Origin of the sequence: Williamsia sterculiae, assembly GCF_900156495.1 — a bacterium.
Classification (GTDB): domain Bacteria; phylum Actinomycetota; class Actinomycetes; order Mycobacteriales; family Mycobacteriaceae; genus Williamsia_B; species Williamsia_B sterculiae.
This window is the reverse complement of sequence record NZ_FTNT01000001.1, coordinates 18,589-37,707: the sequence shown is the minus strand read 5'-3', so window position 1 is coordinate 37,707 and position 19,119 is coordinate 18,589. Positions and strand designations below refer to the sequence as shown.

Below are 19,119 nucleotides of genomic sequence, written 5' to 3'. Positions count from 1 at the left end.
GTCAGTCGACGCCCTCGACGATGCGGAAATCGCGCTCGACAGCGTCGGCGAGGACGGCCAGCGCGTCCTGATAGGCCGCACTCTCGCGCGCCGCGACGGCCTGCTCGTAGCTCTCGAACTCGACCACAACGGTGCGCTCGGCGATTCCTGCGTCGTACGCCAGAACCCGACCACCACGGACGATGGTCCGCCCGCCCGCGGCGGTGACGGCCCGAGCGGCGAGCTCGTTGTAGGCAGCCAGCTTCTCGGTGTCTGAGATGGTGGTGTAGGCGCTGATCCAGTAGCCCTTGGGCATGGAACCTCCGGTGTCGGGGTGATGTGCGGCTCCGCGCACGGCGGCGTGTGGCGCGATCAATACATGGATTCCGATGCATCGGCGAAGACGAATCGCGCCCGCCCAGGATGACTCATCGGACCACGGAACCAACAGCCGACGTCACATCCCGCAACAGCTAGGGTGGTCGCAATGAACGGACGATCAGCGGCGACCACAGTGGTCGCAGCCGGATGTGACGTCCTCGCCATCCTGGTCTTCGTGATCATCGGGCGGTTCAACCATCACGACGGATTGCGCCCCACCGGCATCCTCAGCACCTTCTGGCCGTTCGCGCTGGGCGCTGTGCTCGGGTGGTCGCTGTGTTACGTCGTCGCCCAGGTGCGTTCCAGCGACCTGCTGCACCACGACTTCCGACCCGAGTCCATCTGGGTGGACGGCATGGTCATCTGGGTCGCGACCGTGGCGATCGGGATGGTGCTTCGTCAACAGTTCGGGCAGGGCATCGCGATCAGCTTCGTCATCGTCGCGACGATCGTGCTGGGGTTGTTCCTGCTGGGCTGGCGCGGTGCCCGCATGGCAATGCTGCGCCGCCGCCTCAGCGGAGCCTGACAGCCCACCACCGCTCCGGGCGCGATTCACATGGTCCGGAAGTACTTTTGCGCCACCTGCAATGCTGCAGTTCCCGACTTGGCGCCGGTGCAGTAGACCACCACCACCTTGCCGCCCTGGAGGCCGACGAACCACCCCGGTCCCTGCGGACCGTTGGTGCCGACCAACGCGTTCAACCCGGGCGCCCCGGTCAGATCGCTCGCGTCACCGGTGGCCACGGTCTTGGCCATCGCAGCACGCACGGGGTTGAGCACCGACGGGTCGGCGGCACCCACCTTGCCGCCGGACACCACCGTCGGGGCGGTGCCGAAGAAGGTCGGCGCCACGGCGTCACCGCGCGCCACGGCAGCCCCGAATGCACCCATCTCGAGCATCGACACCCGACTGGATGCAGAGTCCAGCGAGACCTGGCTGGCCGGTGCGGCACCCTGTCCACCCTTGGGAGTCAGGCCCGGGACCATGTACCCGAGTTCCAGACCGAGACCATTGGCCAGCTGACGGGTCTTGTCCTTGTTGCCGCCCGCAGCGGCGTTGACCGCCGCGAACACCGGGTCCAGCGTGGTGCCGGGGGTGTAACGATCGGTGATCGTCACCTTCTCGTTCTGCGCGGCGGTGTTCTGCGCCGCCGCCACGACGCCACCGGTCTTCGCGTCCAGTACCAACATCGACGCCGCCTGCGCGACCTCGACCACCGAGTCACCGAGGGTGAGTTGCGCATTCGGGTCGAAACTGGTCGACAGCGACTTGGCCGCCGGACCCTGCGCACCGTCGAGTCGGATCGGTCGACGACCCGGATCCACCCGCTGCACCTCCCAACCGGAGGTCGCATCGCGCACGGTCTGCCAGTAGTCGGTCGCCGTCGCGGTCAGGGGCGTGTTGATACGACGGTCGATGACCAGCAGATCCGAGTTCTTCACCACCGACACCCCGGTGACGTCATCCGGATCGGAGTCGAGGACGGTCATGTCGGAGTCACGCAGGGAGACGACGGTCACCGGCTTACCCTGCGCCATGTCGAGCTGCGATCGAATCGTGCTCGTGGTGATCAGCGGCGCGATGGGCTTGAGCGTTGCGGCCAGTGCGCTCGCCGTCGCGGCGGGGTTCTTGACCCGCGCCGGATCCACCACGATGTCGTTGACCGGTTGCAGCGACATCCACGGCTGTCGGGTACTCGACAACAACGCAGGCGCCGGGCGGGCGTCGGTGCGCACCTGACGCAGGTACCCACCCGGGGGCAGGCCATCGGCGATCAACGACGGGTCCCACTGCACCCGCCACCCGGCACTCAGTTTGCGAGCTGACCCTTTGGTCCCGATGGTGAAGGTGCGGTCCTTGCCGAACTGCCAGCTGGTGGTGAGCGAGAAATTGGCGCTGCCGTCGGAGTACTCCACCGGATCCTGCACCGTGACCTGTACCTTCTGCGCACGCATGCTGGTCAGCGTCGACGTGTAGGCGTCGGTCGCCTGGGCCGGAGCCGAGGTCAGCGAACCCGCCTTGGTGGCGTCCTGCGCGCCGATCGCGTCCGCGAAGCGATGCAACGCCGCGGACAGCTCTGATTCCTTGTTGGAACCGAGGATGCCGCACGCGGCGACCGACGTCGCGGCCGTCAGCGCAACGACCACGATCAGCATCCACCGCGTCACCGTCAGACGCGCCCACACACCAGACTTCACAATCCCAATTTTCACTCTAGTCACATCACGAATAACAACAATGGGCTTCTCGGTTTGCTTACGGTCCGGTCTCGAATCAGACAGACCCGGTCGATCACCGCCCACGGTCGCACCACGCAGCTCACCGTACCGACGTTCCCTCGATCGACCGCCCATTCGGCGCCGGCGATCATCTCATCATGTGACCGTCACACCACGCCAGCGCCGAGCGACGTCTCGAGAAGGGACGTTGCTCACCCTGCGATGCACACACGCCGCGTGGTCACCCGCCGCACCTGGGAGAATCAGCTCATGTCGACCGACTCCCGTCGTCAGCCCCGGTATCGGGTGATGCGCTCCGTCGACCGCCCGGTCACCGAGACCGACTCGTCATGGACCAGGCACAGCTTCTCCTTCGGCGACCATTACGACCCCGCCAACACCCACCACGGACTCCTCGTGGTGCACAACGAGGAGTGGCTACCCCCGGGTGGCGGATACGACACGCATCCGCATCGTGACGCCGAGATCGTCACCTGGGTGCTCAGCGGAGAACTGGAACACGTCGACTCGACGGGTAACGCCGGCATCGTCCGGCCCGGAACGGCCCAGCGGCTGAGTGCCGGGTCGGGCGTCCGGCATTCCGAACGCAACGCCTCCACCATCACACCGGTGCACTTCGTCCAGATGCAGATGGTGCCCGACGATCCCGGCGGCGCCCCCGCCTACGGTCAGTCACCCATCACCGGCCGCCTCGTCGCCGGCGGCCTGGTGCCCGCGGTGTCCGGCTGCGATCCCGATGCCGCCGTCCTCCTCGGCGTACGGGACGCGACGATGTATGTGGCGCGACCCACCTCCGACCGCCCGCTGACCCTGCCATCGATGCGGTTCGGGCACCTCTTCGTCACCCGGGGCGGCGCGCTGGTCACCGGGTCGCAGATCGGGGAAGAGCACCTCGACGCCGGTGACGCGATCCGGATCGACGACGGCGGCGACGAGACCGTGAGGGTGGCACCGGGGGTCGACGTCGCCGAGGTCATCCTCTGGGCGATGCAGCGCCGCCTGGGCGAATGACGCCTCTCCACACAGCACCCGGCCCGCGACGGCGTCAGTCGATGGTCACCTCGGGCCACCGACTGCGCCACCGGGTGGCCTTCGCATCGAACGCCTCTCGGGACGCGCGGGCCACATTGTGTCGAATGATCATGGTGTTCATGTCGTCGAGGCCGAAGGGCGCGTAGACCGTGAGTTCTCCGTCGTCGGAGCGGGTGACCCCCACGGCGACGCAGGGCGCGACGAACTGGTCGATACCATCACGACTGTCCCGCAACGGCCGCACAGGGGAGTCCATGCCGAACTTGTCCGCGTACCAGTGGTGGACGCGGGCCTGGTTCCGGATCTGCACGTCTGCGCCGAACACCGCCGCCACCCGGTCGATCACGACTTGTTCCGCGGCTTCCGACAGGTCGGAGTCGTCGAAGTAGAGGACGTCGTAGTCGAGTATCCCGTGGTTGACCGGCCGTCTGGTTCGGACGTTCCACACCGTCTGCATCAGGGCCCCACCCGCCACGAACCAGTCCGGCAGGTCCAGCGCGGGCAGCTCGTCCACCAACCGGACGATCATCGGGTTCTGCCGAATCTCGTCGAGAAAGGTGGCAGTCGAGGACAGGGCGGTCGAGGACAGGGCATGGGATCGCCTCACCCCACCATCCTGCAGCATCGAGCCACCGCTGTCGGTTCACGGGTGGGAGAATCCGCCGACACCAGGCAGGATGGTCGGCGTGACCTCCACCGCATCCGCACCCACCGACAGCCCTCGCTCCGGACTCGACCTGGAGTTCGTCGACGACGCCGTGCGACCGCAGGACGATCTCTTCGAACACGTCAACGGGGTCTGGCTGGCCGGACACCAGATCCCCGCCGACCGCAGTCTCGACGGCGCGTTCCACGTCCTCCGCGACCGGGCCGAGCAGAACGTCCGCGAGATCGTCGAGGAGTGTGCCGCGGCGTCGCCGCAACCCGGCAGTGATGCCGCCAAGATCGGTGACCTGTACGGCGCTTTCATGGACGAGGAGCGCGCGGACACGCTCGGCATCGCTCCGGTACGCGACGACCTCGACGCCATCGCCGCAGTCACGGACCGGGCCACGCTCGCCGCCGAACTCGGTCGTCTGCAACGGACTGGCAGCGGCGGCCTGATCGGCTACTACGTCGACACCGACGCCAAGAACTCCGACCGCTACCTCGTACACCTCACCCAGTCCGGGATCGGTCTGCCCGACGAGTCCTACTACCGCCCGGACGAGAACGGCGACGACAAGCATGCCGAGACCCGCGCGAAGTACCACGACCACGTGCGGGCGATGTTCCGGCTGGCCGGATACGACGACGCGGAGCAGCGTGCCGACACCGTCGTGGACCTCGAGACCGCGATCGCGGCGAACCACTGGGACGTGGTGGCCCGTCGCGATGCCGAGAAGTCCTACAACCTGCGCACATTTGCCGATCTCACCGCTGACATCGACGGCTTCGACCTGGCCGCTTGGATCGGCGGGCTCGACGCCGCGTCGTCACCCACCTTCGACGAGGTGGTGGTCGGACAACCGTCCTTCATCTCCGGCACCGCGGCACTCTTCGCTGATCGGGATCTCGACGACTGGAAGACCTGGACCCAATGGCGGGTGCTGCATTCCGCCGCGCCCTACCTGTCGGCCGACTTCGTGAACGAGAACTTCGCGTTCTACGGCAACACCCTGACCGGAGCCGAGAGCATCCGCGACCGCTGGAAGCGCGCCGTCGGACTGGTCGAGGGCGCCATGGGATTCGCCGTCGGCAGGCTCTACGTCGAGCGGCAGTTCCCGCCAGAGGCCAAGGCGCGAATGGACCTGCTCATCGCGAACCTGATCGAGGCCTACCGCCGCAACATCAGCGAGCTGGCGTGGATGAGCCCGGAGACGCGTGAGAAGGCGCTGGTCAAGCTGTCCAAGTTCACGCCGAAGATCGGCTATCCGGCCGCCTGGCGTGACTATTCTGCGCTGCAGATCGACCGCGACGACCTGCTCGGCAACGTGCGTCGGGCCTCCGCGTTCGAGGAGGACCGGGAGTTCGGCAAGATCGGCACCCCGGTCGACCATGACGAGTGGTTCATGACCCCGCAGACGGTCAACGCCTACTACAACCCGGGGATGAACGAGATCGTCTTCCCCGCGGCGATCCTGCAGCCACCGTTCTTCGATCCCGACGCCGACGACGCGGTGAACTACGGCGGTATCGGCGCGGTCATCGGGCACGAGATCGGTCACGGCTTCGACGACCAGGGTGCCAAGTACGACGGTGACGGCAACCTGCGTGACTGGTGGACCGACGACGACCGCACCGAGTTCGCGACCCGCACCCGGGCACTGATCGACCAGTACAGCCAGTTCACCCCCGAGGGGTTGGATCCGCAGTACAAGGTCAACGGCGAGTTCACGATCGGCGAGAACATCGGCGATCTCGGCGGGCTGTCCATCTCGCTGGCCGCCTACCGCATCGCCACCGAGGGCACCGACGTACCGGTCATCGACGGACTCACCGGGTTGCAGCGGGTGTTCTTCGGCTGGGCTCAGGTGTGGCGCACAAAGACCCGCGAGGCCGAGGCCATCCGCAGGCTCTCCATCGACCCGCATTCCCCGCCGGAGTTCCGGTGTAACGGAGTCGTCCGCAACATCGATGCCTTCTACGACGCGTTCGACGTCACCCCCGGAGATGCGCTGTTCCTCGAACCCGAGGCACGGGTACGTATCTGGTGACAACCACCGACCGAGAGCCGGGAAGTCGACACAGGGGATCGCGAGGTGACGCAGGCGGATGGACGTACGCACGATGACCCATGCGGTCCCGGACAGACCGGACCTGTGGAGCTCGGAACACTGGCGGCTCAACTACTTCGAGAACCGCGCGGCCGAGCACGCGGAGACCGCAGGCGAGGACTACGCGGAACTGATCTCGGTGTCCGACGGTGAACCGGGTTGCGTCGCGACCATCACCTACCGTGTCGTGACGGCGGTCTGAGCCACGTCGGTCAGGATCCCCACGGCGATTGCGCGGCCGCGAGCTCCATTCGGGTGACACCGTCCTGCTGACGTTCGCGCAGCAATTCGCCGGCAGTGGAGTAGCGAGGCGCCGCGGCCTCGCTACGCGCGGCGTGCTCGACGATCGCGTCGACGAGTGACCGGACCATGCTCAGCCGGGGGTATTGGGCGTGGACGGCCCCGGCCCGGTCGCCGACGACCTCGGCCTGGCGACCGAAGTCGATCCCCACACCTTCTCGGGTGAGATAGGCCAGCAGACCGCGTCGCTCGGCGATGCCGGAGCTGGTGTGGATGGCGATGGCCTCCCACACCCGGTCCACCTGGGCAGCCGCGATGCCGTATTCGGTGAGCAGCTCCGCGGCGAGGTCAGCGCCCTCCACCTCGAAACGCTGGCGTCCGGGCGCGCGGCTGCCCGCCCCCAGATCGTGCATCACCGTCGCCGCGAATAACAGGGTCGGGTCGTAGTCAGCATCGCCGGTCACCTTGTCGTGGTCGGCGAGCAGCGTCGCCCACAGGAAGCTTCGGACGGAATGGTTGAACACCGAGGGATTCTCGGTCGATCTCGCCAGTTCCAGGGCGGCGACGGCTATCGGGTCGGTGGGGATCTCCGGGATGTCTGTCATGAGTATGAGCACACCACCGGGCGGTGAGCTCGAACAGTGGCGAAACGGTCGGCTTTCGCTTGAAAATGGTCACGTGAGTCATCAGGTGAGCGTGCTGGCCCTCCCGGGTGCACTGCCGCTCGACCTCGCGATACCGATGCAGATCTTCGGCCTCGACCCGAGGTACTCACTCACGGTCTGCGCAGACGAGGAGGCGGGCCCCGTCCCGTCGGGCGGCGTGGCGATCACGGAACTGGCACCACTGCGGTCGTTGACGACCGCGCAGACCGTGATCGTCCCCGGCACCGACGACCCCGCGGCGCGGGTCGCTGACCGAACGCTCGCTGGGTTGCGGGCGGCGGTCGAGCGGGGAGCGCGGATGGTATCCATCTGCACGGGGGTCTTCGCTCTCGCCGCGGCGGGGATCATCGCCGGTCGCACGGTGACCACGCACTGGCAGGAGGTCGAGCGACTGCAGTGCCTGTACCCCGACATCACGGTGGATCCGCGCCCGCTGTTCATCGACGACGGCGACATCTTGACCTCCGCGGGGGTGACCGCGGGTATCGATCTGTGTCTCCACCTGATCACCGCCGATCATGGATCGGCCGCCGCCAATCAGCGCGCCAGGGCCATCGTCGCAGCACCGCGGCGCACCGGCGACCAGTTGCAGTACATTCCCCCGACCCGACCGTCCGAGCGCGGACACGACCTCGCCGAACTGCGTGCGTGGATGGCCGGCAACCCCACCACGCGACACACTCTCGCCGATCTGGCAGCTCGAGTCCCCTGCTCGCCACGCACACTGGTCCGCACATTCGAGGCAGAAACCGGCCTGACACCCGCGCGATGGATGACCAGGATCCGGATCAATCTGGCCCGAGAGATCCTGGAGGCGACCGACCTGCCCGCCGAAAGGCTCGGTGAGCGCACCGGACTGGGGTCGCCCGCGGCGACGCGCGCCGCGTTTCGGCGAGCGTGTGGCGTGAGCCCCGAACACTATCGGCTCACCTTCGCCACGGCTTTCACCGAGCCGCCACCACAAAATTCGTGACCAACGCGGTGTTCGAGTCGTTCCGTGCCAGCGTCGCGGCGCACTTCCGCGAACACCACGACGTCACCTTCTACGCCGATGCCCTCGGGTACTCCCCACGCACGCTTTCGCGTGCGACGCAGGACGCCACCGGTCGCAGTGCGAAGTCCTACATCGTCGAAAGGTTAGTGCTCGAGGCCAAACGACTCCTGGCCCACGACCAGGTCACCGCCGCCACCTGCGCGCGGATCCTGGGCTTCGACGACCCGTCCAATTTCTCGGTGTTCTTCCGGAACGCCACGGGGTCACGACCCGGGGTGTGGCGGGCGACGACGGTCTCCGCGTGACTACTAGGCCGGTTAGCCTGTCTCACGAGATCCGGGGTTCCGGATTCGGCGGCACTCACCCACCACCCAGGAGCCACAGGCTATGTCCCCCTCGATCAACACCCTTCTCCGATGAGCGACCGGCAGGTCGACCGGTTGGTCAACTACAGCGACGCCGTGGTCGCGATCGCCGTCACCCTGATCGCCTTACCGCTGGTGGACGAGGCGCGGAGCGGCGGCGGGACCGCGGAGTTCTTCGCCCACAACCAGTACGCACTGATCGCTGCCGCAACCAGTTTCATCGCCATCACGGTGCTGTGGGGTGCGCACCATCGGGTCCTCGACGGGGCTCGCGAGGTGAGCGTCGGGTTGGTGTACGTCAATGCGGCGTGGCTCGCGTCGGTGGTGTTCGTGCCCATCGCCACCGTGCTCGATGTCAGTACCGGCGGTAACGACCGGCTCAGCCTGGCCGTCTACGTCATCACCGTGCTGGTCTCGGTCGTCGCACTTCGCGGCATTGATCTCATCCTCGCCGACCAGCACCCCGCCGACCAGCGGCCGCCGAACCGTGTGGTGCGAACCGCGATCCCCATCGGTCTGGTCACCGCCGCACTCGTATTGGTGCTGGTCGTTCCTGCGCTCTACCTGTTCCCGTTGATCCTGTTGACTCTCGAACGCCCGTTGCTCGCCCTGGCTGGACGTCCGCACCGATCCGGCGGCCGCGTCACACCGGTGTGATCCGCCGACCGCGATGGCACGTCGGTCGTACCCGCCGATCCCGCACAGACGGCACCACGTCAACCGCCCCGGTCTATCATGGGGTCCCCGCTGGAAACCGGCTTGCGACAGCGATACGCAATCCCGGGAGAACGCGTCGGATGAAGAGACCGGAGACAAGTGGATTCACCGCAGGACGAGATTCAGAAGACCGCGACCGCCGAGATCACGGTCGCGTTACCCGCGCGGATGGCGTCCGTCGCCCGGTTACTCCGTCAGGAGAGCAGAGACAGCCCGACGATCCTGCGCGCGATCTCCGCCTCGGCGGTGCAGTCGATACCCGGGGCCGAATACGCGAGCGTGACCCTGGTGGGCGACGACTCCGAACTGGCGAGCTCCGCCATCGTCGGCGATCTCGCCGCTGAGTCCGATCGGTTACAGGCCGAATTGAACGAGGGCCCGTGCATCCGAGCCGCCCTCGACTCCGACACGATCAGTATCGAACGGATGGCCACCGAGACGCGGTGGCCGGAGTTCTCCGCACGCGCCGCCGAGATCGGCATCGGTTCGATGCTCTGCTTCTGCCTCTACGTCGAGGGTGACAACTTCGCCTCACTCAATCTGCACAGCAGTGCCACCGAGGCTTTCGACGATGACTCCCGTTCGGTGGGTGGCCTTTTCGCCGCGCACGCCGCCATCGCGTTGTCCACCGTGCGTGAGAAGGAAAGGGTGCGAGCGTCGCTGACCCAACGCGACCTCATCGGTCAGGCCAAGGGGATGATCATGGAACGTTTCCGCCTCGGCCACTCCGATGCCTTCGAACTCCTGGCTCGACTGTCCCGCGAACGGGGGGTGACCTTGTCGGCGGTCGCTGCGCAGATCATCGAGGCGGGTCCCGGCGCCTGATCGCTGCCCGCACCGCATCGTGGCCCTTCGTCGATTCATCAACGGCGACCGACCGGGCGCGTTAGCGTCGAGGGATGACGATCGCCGACCACCCCGTCGAGGGACGATCCGGTTTCAGCTCGTTACGGGCGGGCGGCCTGCACTGGGATTCGTTTCCACTTCGACTGTTCGCCAAGGGTAACGCGAAGTTCTGGAATCCCACCGACCTCGACTTCGGTCACGACGCGGCCGATTGGGCCGGACTCGACGACCATCAGCGGCGCAGCTCCACCTACCTCTGCGCGCAGTTCATCGCGGGTGAGGAGGCGGTGACCGAGGACATCCAGCCGTTCATCGCGGCGATGGCGGCCGAGGGGCGGTTCGGTGACGAGATGTACCTCACCCAGTTCTGCTTCGAGGAAGCCAAGCACACCCAGGTGTTCCGGCTGTGGATGGACGCGGTGGGTTTGACCGCCGACCTGCACCCCTACGTCGCCGAGAACCCGTACTACCGCGAACTCTTCTACCACGAGCTGCCCGAGTCGCTGCGGTTGCTGAGTTCGGATCCCAGTCCACGCAACCAGGTACGCGCCAGCGTCACCTACAACCACGTCATCGAGGGCAGCCTCGCGTTGACCGGCTACTACGCATGGCAACGTGTGTGCACCGAACGCGGAATCCTGCCGGGTATGCAGAACCTGATCCGGCACATCAGCGATGACGAGCGCAGGCACATGGCCTGGGGCACGTTCACCTGCCGCCGCCACGTGGCCGCCGACGACTCGTTGTGGAACACGATCGGCGAGCGGTTCGGCGAGCTGATGCCCATCGCGCTGGCCATGATCGAATGGGTCGACGGCCGCTTCGATGAGCCGCCGTTCGGCATCGACAACACCGAATTCCTCTCCTACGCGGCCGGCCGGGCACAACGCAGGTTGTCGGCCATCGAGTCCGCCCGCGGTCGCGACGTCGCCGAGATCGACCAGGACTACTCGCCGGAGGTACTGGAGGACACCTTCGGCTCCGAGGACGAGGCCGCTTTGCGCTCCTGACCGGTAACGCCAGGTGGACTGCCTTCGGCAGCTATGCTTATATGTACGGGTCGTCCATATAAGTCGAGGAGGTCCTCGTGACCGCATCACACGCTCCCGCATATGCCGGCCGGGTCGCACTGGTCACCGGAGGTAGCGGCGGTATCGGCGCCGCCGTCGTACAACGATTGGTCGCCGACGGATACTCCGTGGGTGTGCACTATGCGGGTCATCGCCCCAAGGCCGAAGCTCTGGTCGAGTCGATCACCGCGTCGGGTGGTTCGGCGATCGCCGTCAGTGGTGATGTGGCCGACGAGGAGGCCATGGGAGCCGTCTTCGATCAGCTCGAGGAGGCGTTCGGCGGTGTCGACGTCGTGGTCAACACCGCGGGCATCATGACGCTGTCCCCGATCGCGACCATTGACCTCGACGACCTGGATCGCATGTATCGCACCAACGTCCGCGGCACGTTCGTCGTCTCCCAGCTCGCGGCGACCCGCATCCGCTCGGGTGGGGCGATCATCAACTTCTCCACCACGGTCACCCGGACCAGCTTCCCCACCTACGGCGGTTATGTGGCCACCAAGGGCGCCGTGGAGGCGATCACCCCGATCCTGGCCCGTGAGCTGCGCGGCCAGGACATCACCGCGAACACCGTCGCCCCCGGTCCGACCTCGACGCCGCTGTTCCTCGACGGCAAGGACGAGGAGACCATCAACCGGCTCGCCGCGGCTCCCCCGCTCGAACGACTCGGCACCCCCGAGGACATCGCCGAGAGCGTGGCCTTCCTGGCCGGACCGGCGCGCTGGGTCAACGGTCAGGTTCTCTTCGCCAACGGCGGACTCGCCTGACCCGGGCGACGGCGGCACCCAGGACATGGCGAACGACATCGACGGCGCTCCCGTCGCCCGACACGGACGCGGACGTCGGCCGGCCGATGAGGTGCGCGCCGACGTTCTGCACACCGTCGGCGATCTGTTGTTGCGGCGCGGTCTCACCGGGCTGACGTTCGAATGTGTCGCGCGCGAGTCGGGGGTCAGCAAGACCACCCTCTACAAGTGGTGGCCGTCGCTCGGTGCACTCGCGCTCGACGGCTACTTCCACGGTGTCCAGGACACGCTGGCCTTCCCCGACACCGGTGACGTCCGCGCCGACGTCACCACCCAGCTGCACCAGTTCCTCGGCCTGATGACCACCACCCCTGCCGGTCGTCTGTTGGCGGAGCTGATCGGCCGGTCGCAGACCGATCCGGACCTGGCCAGGGAGTATCGCAGGCTCTACTCGTCGGGTCGCAGACAACTCGCCGCCGACCGGTTCCGTATCGCACAGCGAGCAGGACAGATCCGGTCTGAGATCGATGTCCGGGTGGTGATCGACCAGTTGTGGGGTGCGATGTACCACCGGCTGCTCGTACCGGATGAACCCGTCAACGCCGACTTCGTCGATGCGCTGATCGAGAACGTGTTCGCAGGCATCACACCGGCACGACCATGAGCTCGCGCACCGCGCCCTAGCCTGAACACATGGACCGGGACCGCGACCAGGACGGCAGACCGCGTAACGCACGGCCTCGCGACGGACTGGGCAGGCCGCTGCCCTACGGCGTGGAGGGTGTTCCGCGACAGCCCGAGGGTGTCGTCCGCACCCCGCAGCAGACGCTGCACGATGCCCAGCGCCTGCTCGACGCCGGCCGGCCGTTCCACGCCCACGAGGTGTTCGAGGACGCGTGGAAGTCCACCCGCGACAACGGTTCCGCCGAGTCGGGGTTGTGGCAGGCATTGGCACAGTGGGCGGTCGGTCTCACCCACCGCATGCGCGGTCGGCCCGTCGGCGCCGCACGCCTGCTGGACCGGGCGGCAGCAGGTCTCGACCCGTATCGCGCGGATCCGCCGTACGGCATCGACGTCGGCGCGCTGGCCGACTGGGCGCGCACACCGGACATCGGCGCACCGCCCCGACTGCAGACAGCCGACGGCCCGACTCCCTGAACAGGGAGCCGGGCCGTCGGGGTCCGCGTCAGGCGATCAGTACTTCTCGCCCGCCTTCGCCTTCTCGACCAGCGAGGTCGGCGGCACGAACTGCTGCCCGTAGCGGGCCGCGAGTTCGTTGGCGCGGTCGACGAACCCTTGGAGTCCACCCGAGTACTGGTTGATGTACTGGATGACACCACCGGTCCACGGCGGGAATCCGATGCCGAAGATCGAGCCGATGTTGGCGTCCTCCACCGAGGTCAACACGCCCTCGTCGAAGCATCGCACGGTCTCCAGCGCCTCGGCGAAGAGCATGCGCTCCTGCAGGTCGATGAAGGGGACATCTCCGCTGCCCGATTTGAACTCGTCGCGCAGACCCGGCCACAGACCGGTGCGCTTGCCGGCGTCATCGTAGTCGTAGAAGCCCTTGCCGTCCTTCTTGCTGGTGCGGCCGGCCTCGACCAGGCGGTCGATGACCTCGTAGGACCCGTGGTCGGGGAAGTCCTTGCCCTCGGCCTTGTACCCCTCTTCGGTGGCCTTACGGATCTTCTGCATCAGGGTCAGCGTCAGCTCGTCGGACAGCTGCAGCGGCGGGGCCGGGTAACCGGCCTGCGAGCCGGCCTGCTCGATCCGGGCCGGCTCCACACCCTCACCGACGGCGGCGATGGCCTCGTTGATGAAGGTGCCGATGACCCGGCTGGTGAAGAAGCCGCGGCTGTCGTGCACCACGATCGGGGTCTTGCGAATCTGCAGCGTGTAGTCGATGACCTTGGCCAGCACCGCATCCGAGGTCTTCTCTCCGCGGATGATCTCCACGAGCGGCATCTTGTCGACCGGCGAGAAGAAGTGGATCCCGATGAAGTCCTCGGGTCGATTGACACCCTTGGCCAGCCCGGTGATCGGCAGGGTCGAGGTGTTGGAGCCGAGCACCGCGTCCGGCTCGACGATGTCCTGGATCTCGCCGAACACCTGGTTCTTGACCTCGACGGACTCGAAGGCCGCCTCGATCACGAAGTCGACGCCCTTGAAATCCTCCGGCTTGTCGGTCGGGTGGATCCGCGCGAGCAGCTCGTCCGACTTCTCCTGGGTGGTCTTGCCGCGCTTGAGCGCCTTCTCCTCCAGGGTGACCGAGTACTGCTTACCCTTGTCAGCCGCCTCCTGGGTGACGTCCTTGAGCACCACATCGATGCCTGCCTTGGCCGAGACGTAGGCGATCGCCGCACCCATCATGCCGGCGCCGATGACGCCGACCTTCTTGGCGGTGTACTTCTCGAAACCGTCCGGACGGGAGCCACCGTTGTTGATGTGCTGGAGGTCGAAGAAGAACGCCTTGATCATGTTCTGGGCGACCTGCCCGGTGACCAGCGAGACGAAGTAACGGGTCTCGATCGCGTCAGCGGTGTCGACATCGACGTAGGCACCCTCGACGGCCGCCGCCAGGATGGCTCGCGGTGCGGGCATCGGCGCACCCTTGATCTGCTTGCGCAGCAACGACGGCATGGCCGGCAGGATCTGCTGCTTGGACAGCCGCGCCGGATCACCACCGGGGATCTTGAATCCCTTGACGTCCCAGGGCTGCGTGGCCTCGGGGTTGGCCTTGATCCACTCCTTGGCCGCGGGCAGCAGCTCCTCCACGGAACCGACCACCTCGTCGACGAGGCCGATCTCCTTGGCCTTGGCCGGCTTGAAGCGGTTGCCCTGCAGCAACACCGACATCAGCGCCGTCTGCACACCGAGCAGACGCACAGTACGGGTGACGCCACCGCCACCGGGCAGCAGACCCAGCTGGACCTCGGGCAGGCCGAGCTGGTTGCCCTTGACGTCCGCGGCGATGCGGTGATGGGTGTGCAGCGCCAGCTCCAGGCCACCGCCGAGGGCGGCCCCGTTGACGGCCGCGACCACCGGCTTGCCCAGGGTCTCCAGTCGGCGCAGCGACTTCTTCATCGCGTTGGTGCTGTTGGTGATCTCCAGCGCGATGTCCTCCTTGGGACGATCACCCTGGTCGGCGGTCATCTCCTTGAGGTCGCCGCCTGCGAAGAAGGTCTTCTTGGCCGAGGTGATCACCACGCCGGTGATGGAGTCCTTCTCGGCCTCCAGCCGGTCCACGATCGGGCCGATCGACTCCAGGAAGAGTGCGTTCATCGTGTTCGCACCCTGGTTGGGGTCGTCCATGGTCAGCACGACGACGCCGTCGGCGTCCTGCTCCCAGTTGAACAAGTTGTCGCTCATGTTGTCTCAGTAATCCTCTGTCGAAGTGGAAGGTGCGGCGATCAGACGCGCTCGATGATGGTCGCGACGCCCATGCCGCCGCCGATGCACAACGTGATCAGGCCGTAGCGGCCACCGCTGCGCTCGAGTTCGTCGACGACGGTGCCGAGGATCATCGCGCCGGTCGCACCGAGGGGGTGTCCCATGGCGATGGCACCGCCGTTCACGTTCACCTTCTCGTGCGGGATCTTGAGATCCTTCATCCACTTCAGGACCACCGCGGCGAAGGCCTCGTTGAGTTCGAACACGTCGATGTCGTCGACGGTCAACCCGGCCCGCTTGAGGACCAGTTCGGTCGCCGGGGTGGGGCCGGTCAGCATGATGGTCGGGTCGCTGCCGGTCTGCGCGGTCGCGACGATGCGGGCACGCGGGGTCAGTCCGGCCTTCTCACCGGCCTCCTTGCTACCGATGAGCACAACGGCCGCACCGTCGACGATGCCGGAGCTGTTGCCACCGGTGTGCACGTGGTCGATCTTCTCCACGTCGTGGTACTTCTGCAGGGCGACGTCGTCGAAGCCGCCCATCTGGCCGATGCCGTCGAACGCGGTGCGCAGCTTGCCGAGACTCTCCACGGTGCTGCCCGGACGACGGTGCTCGTCGTGATCGAGCAGGGTGACACCGTTGATGTCCTTGACCGGGACCACGGACTTGGTGAAGTAGCCGGATTCCCATGCCTTGTCGGCGCGCGCCTGCGACTCGGCGGCGTAGGCGTCCACGTCCTCGCGGGAGAAGCCCTCGATCGTGGCGATCAGATCGGCGCCGATGCCCTGCGGGGCGATGTGCAGGTCATAGCTGGTGGTGGGGTCCTCGAACATCGCGCCACCGTCGGAGCCCATCGGTACGCGCGACATCGACTCGACACCGCCGGCGATGACCAGGTCATCCCAGCCGGAAGCGATACGCGCGGCGGCGAGGTTGGTGGCCTCGAGGCCTGATGCGCAGAACCGGTCGATCTGGGTACCGGGGACACTCTCGGGCAGCCCGGCGACCAGCGCCGCGGTCCGCGAGATGACCGAACCCTGCTCACCGACCGGGGACACCACACCGAGGATGACGTCGTTGATGTCGGCGGGGTCGATGTCGGGGTGACGGGCTTGCAGTTCCTTGATCAGGCCTGCGACCAGGTCGACCGGCTTGACGCTGTGCAACGAACCGTTGCGCTGCTTGCCACGAGGCGTGCGGATGGCCTCGTAGATGAATGCTGACTCGGGCACGAGGGATTCCTTTCGGCAAATCGTGCGGCCCTGTGAGCGGGGCCTGGTTGACGACATCCGGGCCACGTGGACCCGGGGTCGCGTGGACCGGCGATCGGAGTCGGTACACAGGCGCGCGAACATACGCACCTCCACATCCGACAGGCTAACGCGCAATAACTCGAAGCGCCATACCTCGAGGTCAACCGGCATCGCACTGGCGCAATCGTGCGCTAACCTCGACTCACCATGACAACCCGACCCGACACCCCCACCCGGTCAGACCGGGGCGGACGGACCCGGCCCGACCGTCGGGAGCAGCTGATCGACCACGCGGCCGAGCTGTTCCTCGACCGCGGATACGGTCAGGTCTCGGTTGCCGACATCGCCAAGGCCGCCGGGGTGACCGGGCCGGCCGTCTACCGACACTTCCCCGACAAACAGGCGCTGCTCGTCGCCGCGATCGCCGCGGGCGTCGCCGACCTCGAGCGCTGCACCGAACGCGCCACCGACCCACCCCAACAACCCGCCGAACTCATCACCGTGATCAGCGGCCTCGCGGTCCGCAAACACGCGACGGCGCTGTTGTGGCGGGGGAACAGTTCCTTCCTCACCGACGAACAGAACCAGCACGTCGCCGCTCGGACCCGCGCCATACTGCGGCGCTGGTCGGCCGTCCTCTTCGTCGACCGTCCCGAGCTGACCGATCGTGACATCGCCCAACTGGCCTGGTCGATCCTCAGCGTCACCGGAAGCCTGTCGGTGCACGCAACCCGGGTGCCCACCGCCCGGGCACGACCGGCACTTGCCGAGATCATCGCCAGACTCGCCGCCCTCACCCCGTCGTCGGCGCCCGTGTTGCCACTGTCGCTCACGCCCGTGGAGACCACCGATCGGCGCGGAGAGATCCTGGACGCGGCGGCGCGCCTGTTCGCCGCCCGCGGATTCGCGTCGGTGGGTGTCGACGACATCGGCGCGGCGGTCGGGATCACCGGGCCGAGTGTGTACAAGCACTTCCCGTCCAAGGCCGAGATCCTGGTGAGCATCGGGCGACGCAGCGCAGCCCGCCTGGAAGCCGGCGCGATGGCCGCTCATGCGGCCGACGCCACGCCCGCGGAGGTACTGTCCCGGCTCGCCGATTCCTACGTCACCGTGCTGACCAGCACGCCGGACCTCTCCGTCGGCTTTGCCAACCGACCCGTTCTGCGTGGTCTGGGGGCACGTGATCTGGTTGCCGTACAGCGTGATTACGTCACGCGGTGGATCGACCTGCTCGACGAGGCGCACGGCGACCTCGGCCGTCCGGTCGCAGCGGTGACCGTTCATGCGGCGCTGACCATCGCCAACGACGCCGTGCAGATGGGACGTAACGCCGATCGCGACGATTTCCCCGCTCAGCTGGCCTACCTTGTCAAGGGTGCCCTCGGAATCGCCTGATCGCGACACTCCCGACCCGACCTGTGCTCGGTCCCAGGCCGCCCGACCCGATCCGGCCGAACGCCGATTCACCAAGAACGACGCGGTAGCCGAGTTCGGTGTCACCGAAGAATTCGGCGACCGGGTCTGGAACGCCTTCGGCTTCCCCGCCGCCGATCCCGACGAGCCCGTGCTGACCAGGGCCGAGATGGACGCACTCGCGATGCTGATGACGGCCGAGTACGTCAGCGGTGACAACGCCACCGCCGCCGCCCAGGGAGCGGAGATCGCCACCGCCCGGGTGGTGGGACAGGCCATGTCCCGTCTCGCCGACTGGCAAGCGGCTCGGATTCGCGACGTGGACGCGGACCCCAGTGTCGACGTCGACGCCGCCGCGATGATCGACAGCCTGCAGGTCATGCAGAACATGGTCTGGCGACGTCATCTCGACTCGGCGATGCGCAATCTGGGCGGAGCCACGGACACGGCGACCGAATCCGTCGTCGGCTTCGTCGACATCGTCGGATACACGGCTCTGTCCCGACGTATCGGGATGAACAAACTCAACGACCTCCTGCAACGCTACGAGGGTGCGGTCACGGAGATCGTCGTCTCCCACGACGGTTCGATCATCAAGACCCTCGGTGACGGAGTGCTCTTCTTGATCGACGTCGCCGAGGACGCACGGGCGAACATCGCCGCGGCCGTCGGACTGGAACTTCTCGACATGACCGAGAAGCTCGACCTGCCACAGGTTCGGGTGGGTCTGGCGCTGGGACCTGTGTTGCACCGCTACGGCGACGTCTTCGGCGAGGCGGTGAACATCGCTGCTCGACTGTCGAGTTCGGCGCGACCGGGTGCGATCCTGGTCGACTCCACCCTGGGTGAGGCCATCGACGACCCACGCTTTCACACCCGATCCATCGCCCCGTTGTCGGTGCGCGGGTACAAGCGGCTACGGGCCATGACCTTGCACTGGAACCGCAAGTTCGACGGTGGCACCGAGCAGGATTCGACTCCCGGGTCGGGTGACGACGCCCACGATTGACGGAGGCGGCAGCCGTCGG

Annotated in this window: 20 protein-coding genes; 14 read left to right on the top strand and 6 right to left on the bottom strand. The window is 67.0% G+C overall.

The genetic code is table 11. The features are described 5' to 3' along the window. Nucleotide 1: 1 nt before the first annotated feature. The gene (locus BW971_RS00185) at nucleotides 2-295 is read right to left on the bottom strand and encodes a DUF1330 domain-containing protein (RefSeq protein ID WP_076476212.1); all 294 of its coding nucleotides are present in this window, start codon (nucleotides 293-295) and stop codon (nucleotides 2-4) included. Between the two features lie 171 nt (nucleotides 296-466). On the opposite strand from BW971_RS00185, the gene BW971_RS00180 reads away from it, so the two are divergent. Beyond that, nucleotides 467-886, top strand: a complete 420-nt coding sequence (locus BW971_RS00180) for a DUF3054 domain-containing protein (protein WP_076475489.1) — start codon at nucleotides 467-469, stop codon at nucleotides 884-886. Between the two features lie 26 nt (nucleotides 887-912). On the opposite strand, the gene BW971_RS00175 is transcribed toward BW971_RS00180, so the two are convergent. Beyond that, nucleotides 913-2,559 (bottom strand): NTF2-like N-terminal transpeptidase domain-containing protein, encoded by a 1,647-nt coding sequence (locus BW971_RS00175; protein ID WP_234974118.1) that lies wholly within the window; start codon nucleotides 2,557-2,559, stop codon nucleotides 913-915. Between the two features lie 291 nt (nucleotides 2,560-2,850). Between BW971_RS00175 and BW971_RS00170 the strand changes: the two genes are divergently transcribed. Continuing rightward, nucleotides 2,851-3,612 (top strand): pirin family protein, encoded by a 762-nt coding sequence (locus BW971_RS00170; protein WP_076476208.1) that lies wholly within the window; start codon nucleotides 2,851-2,853, stop codon nucleotides 3,610-3,612. A 34-nt stretch (nucleotides 3,613-3,646) separates the two neighbouring features. Here BW971_RS00170 and BW971_RS00165 read toward each other — a convergent pair whose 3' ends face one another. Further along, nucleotides 3,647-4,240: a nucleotidyltransferase family protein gene (locus BW971_RS00165; protein WP_159441805.1), complete on the bottom strand. Its 594-nt coding sequence runs from the start codon at nucleotides 4,238-4,240 to the stop codon at nucleotides 3,647-3,649. 70 nt (nucleotides 4,241-4,310) lie between these two features. Between BW971_RS00165 and BW971_RS00160 the strand changes: the two genes are divergently transcribed. Both BW971_RS00160 and BW971_RS00155 read left to right on the top strand, forming a co-directional pair. Continuing rightward, a complete protein-coding gene (locus tag BW971_RS00160) occupies nucleotides 4,311-6,329 on the top strand; it encodes a M13 family metallopeptidase (RefSeq protein ID WP_076475487.1) in 2,019 nt (672 codons plus the stop codon). Nucleotides 6,330-6,387: 58 nt separating this feature from the next. After that, nucleotides 6,388-6,591 carry a hypothetical protein gene (locus tag BW971_RS00155; RefSeq protein ID WP_076475485.1) on the top strand — a complete coding sequence of 68 codons (204 nt, stop codon included), beginning with the start codon at nucleotides 6,388-6,390 and terminating at the stop codon, nucleotides 6,589-6,591. Between the two features lie 10 nt (nucleotides 6,592-6,601). On the opposite strand, the gene BW971_RS00150 is transcribed toward BW971_RS00155, so the two are convergent. Next, complete coding sequence (locus BW971_RS00150) at nucleotides 6,602-7,234, bottom strand: HD domain-containing protein (RefSeq protein WP_076476205.1); 633 nt, start codon at nucleotides 7,232-7,234, stop codon at nucleotides 6,602-6,604. Between the two features lie 73 nt (nucleotides 7,235-7,307). Here BW971_RS00150 and BW971_RS00145 point away from each other — a divergent pair, with 73 nt between their 5' ends. From BW971_RS00145 to BW971_RS00110, 8 genes are all read left to right on the top strand, one after another. After that, the gene (locus BW971_RS00145) at nucleotides 7,308-8,267 is read left to right on the top strand and encodes a GlxA family transcriptional regulator (RefSeq protein WP_200799330.1); all 960 of its coding nucleotides are present in this window, start codon (nucleotides 7,308-7,310) and stop codon (nucleotides 8,265-8,267) included. Then, on the top strand, nucleotides 8,264-8,593 hold the full coding sequence (locus BW971_RS00140) for a helix-turn-helix domain-containing protein (RefSeq protein ID WP_200799329.1): 330 nt from the start codon (nucleotides 8,264-8,266) through the stop codon (nucleotides 8,591-8,593). The genes BW971_RS00145 and BW971_RS00140 overlap by 4 nt, the downstream gene beginning before the upstream one ends. Nucleotides 8,594-8,704: 111 nt before the next feature. Continuing rightward, on the top strand, nucleotides 8,705-9,310 hold the full coding sequence (locus BW971_RS00135) for a TMEM175 family protein (protein WP_076475483.1): 606 nt from the start codon (nucleotides 8,705-8,707) through the stop codon (nucleotides 9,308-9,310). Nucleotides 9,311-9,469: 159 nt separating this feature from the next. Next, complete coding sequence (locus BW971_RS00130) at nucleotides 9,470-10,195, top strand: GAF and ANTAR domain-containing protein (RefSeq protein ID WP_327199968.1); 726 nt, start codon at nucleotides 9,470-9,472, stop codon at nucleotides 10,193-10,195. Between the two features lie 74 nt (nucleotides 10,196-10,269). After that, nucleotides 10,270-11,226 carry a R2-like ligand-binding oxidase gene (locus tag BW971_RS00125; RefSeq protein ID WP_076475481.1) on the top strand — a complete coding sequence of 319 codons (957 nt, stop codon included), beginning with the start codon at nucleotides 10,270-10,272 and terminating at the stop codon, nucleotides 11,224-11,226. 77 nt (nucleotides 11,227-11,303) lie between these two features. After that, on the top strand, nucleotides 11,304-12,056 hold the full coding sequence (locus BW971_RS00120) for an SDR family oxidoreductase (RefSeq protein ID WP_076475479.1): 753 nt from the start codon (nucleotides 11,304-11,306) through the stop codon (nucleotides 12,054-12,056). Nucleotides 12,057-12,081: 25 nt separating this feature from the next. After that, nucleotides 12,082-12,699: a TetR-like C-terminal domain-containing protein gene (locus tag BW971_RS00115; protein ID WP_076475477.1), complete on the top strand. Its 618-nt coding sequence runs from the start codon at nucleotides 12,082-12,084 to the stop codon at nucleotides 12,697-12,699. Between the two features lie 29 nt (nucleotides 12,700-12,728). After that, on the top strand, nucleotides 12,729-13,193 hold the full coding sequence (locus BW971_RS00110; protein WP_076475475.1) for a DUF309 domain-containing protein: 465 nt from the start codon (nucleotides 12,729-12,731) through the stop codon (nucleotides 13,191-13,193). Between the two features lie 36 nt (nucleotides 13,194-13,229). Here the strand turns inward: BW971_RS00110 and BW971_RS00105 are convergent, their stop codons facing one another. Beyond that, nucleotides 13,230-15,404: a 3-hydroxyacyl-CoA dehydrogenase NAD-binding domain-containing protein gene (locus BW971_RS00105; RefSeq protein WP_076475473.1), complete on the bottom strand. Its 2,175-nt coding sequence runs from the start codon at nucleotides 15,402-15,404 to the stop codon at nucleotides 13,230-13,232. Between the two features lie 41 nt (nucleotides 15,405-15,445). After that, nucleotides 15,446-16,657, bottom strand: coding sequence for an acetyl-CoA C-acetyltransferase (locus BW971_RS00100; RefSeq protein WP_076476199.1), 1,212 nt, complete (start codon nucleotides 16,655-16,657; stop codon nucleotides 15,446-15,448). Between the two features lie 228 nt (nucleotides 16,658-16,885). Here BW971_RS00100 and BW971_RS00095 point away from each other — a divergent pair, with 228 nt between their 5' ends. Together BW971_RS00095 and BW971_RS00090 are read left to right on the top strand one after the other, a co-directional pair. Next, nucleotides 16,886-18,073, top strand: coding sequence for a TetR/AcrR family transcriptional regulator (locus BW971_RS00095; protein WP_076475471.1), 1,188 nt, complete (start codon nucleotides 16,886-16,888; stop codon nucleotides 18,071-18,073). After that, nucleotides 18,054-19,100, top strand: coding sequence for an adenylate/guanylate cyclase domain-containing protein (locus BW971_RS00090; protein ID WP_076475469.1), 1,047 nt, complete (start codon nucleotides 18,054-18,056; stop codon nucleotides 19,098-19,100). The genes BW971_RS00095 and BW971_RS00090 overlap by 20 nt, the downstream gene beginning before the upstream one ends. Nucleotides 19,101-19,119 lie beyond the last annotated feature (19 nt).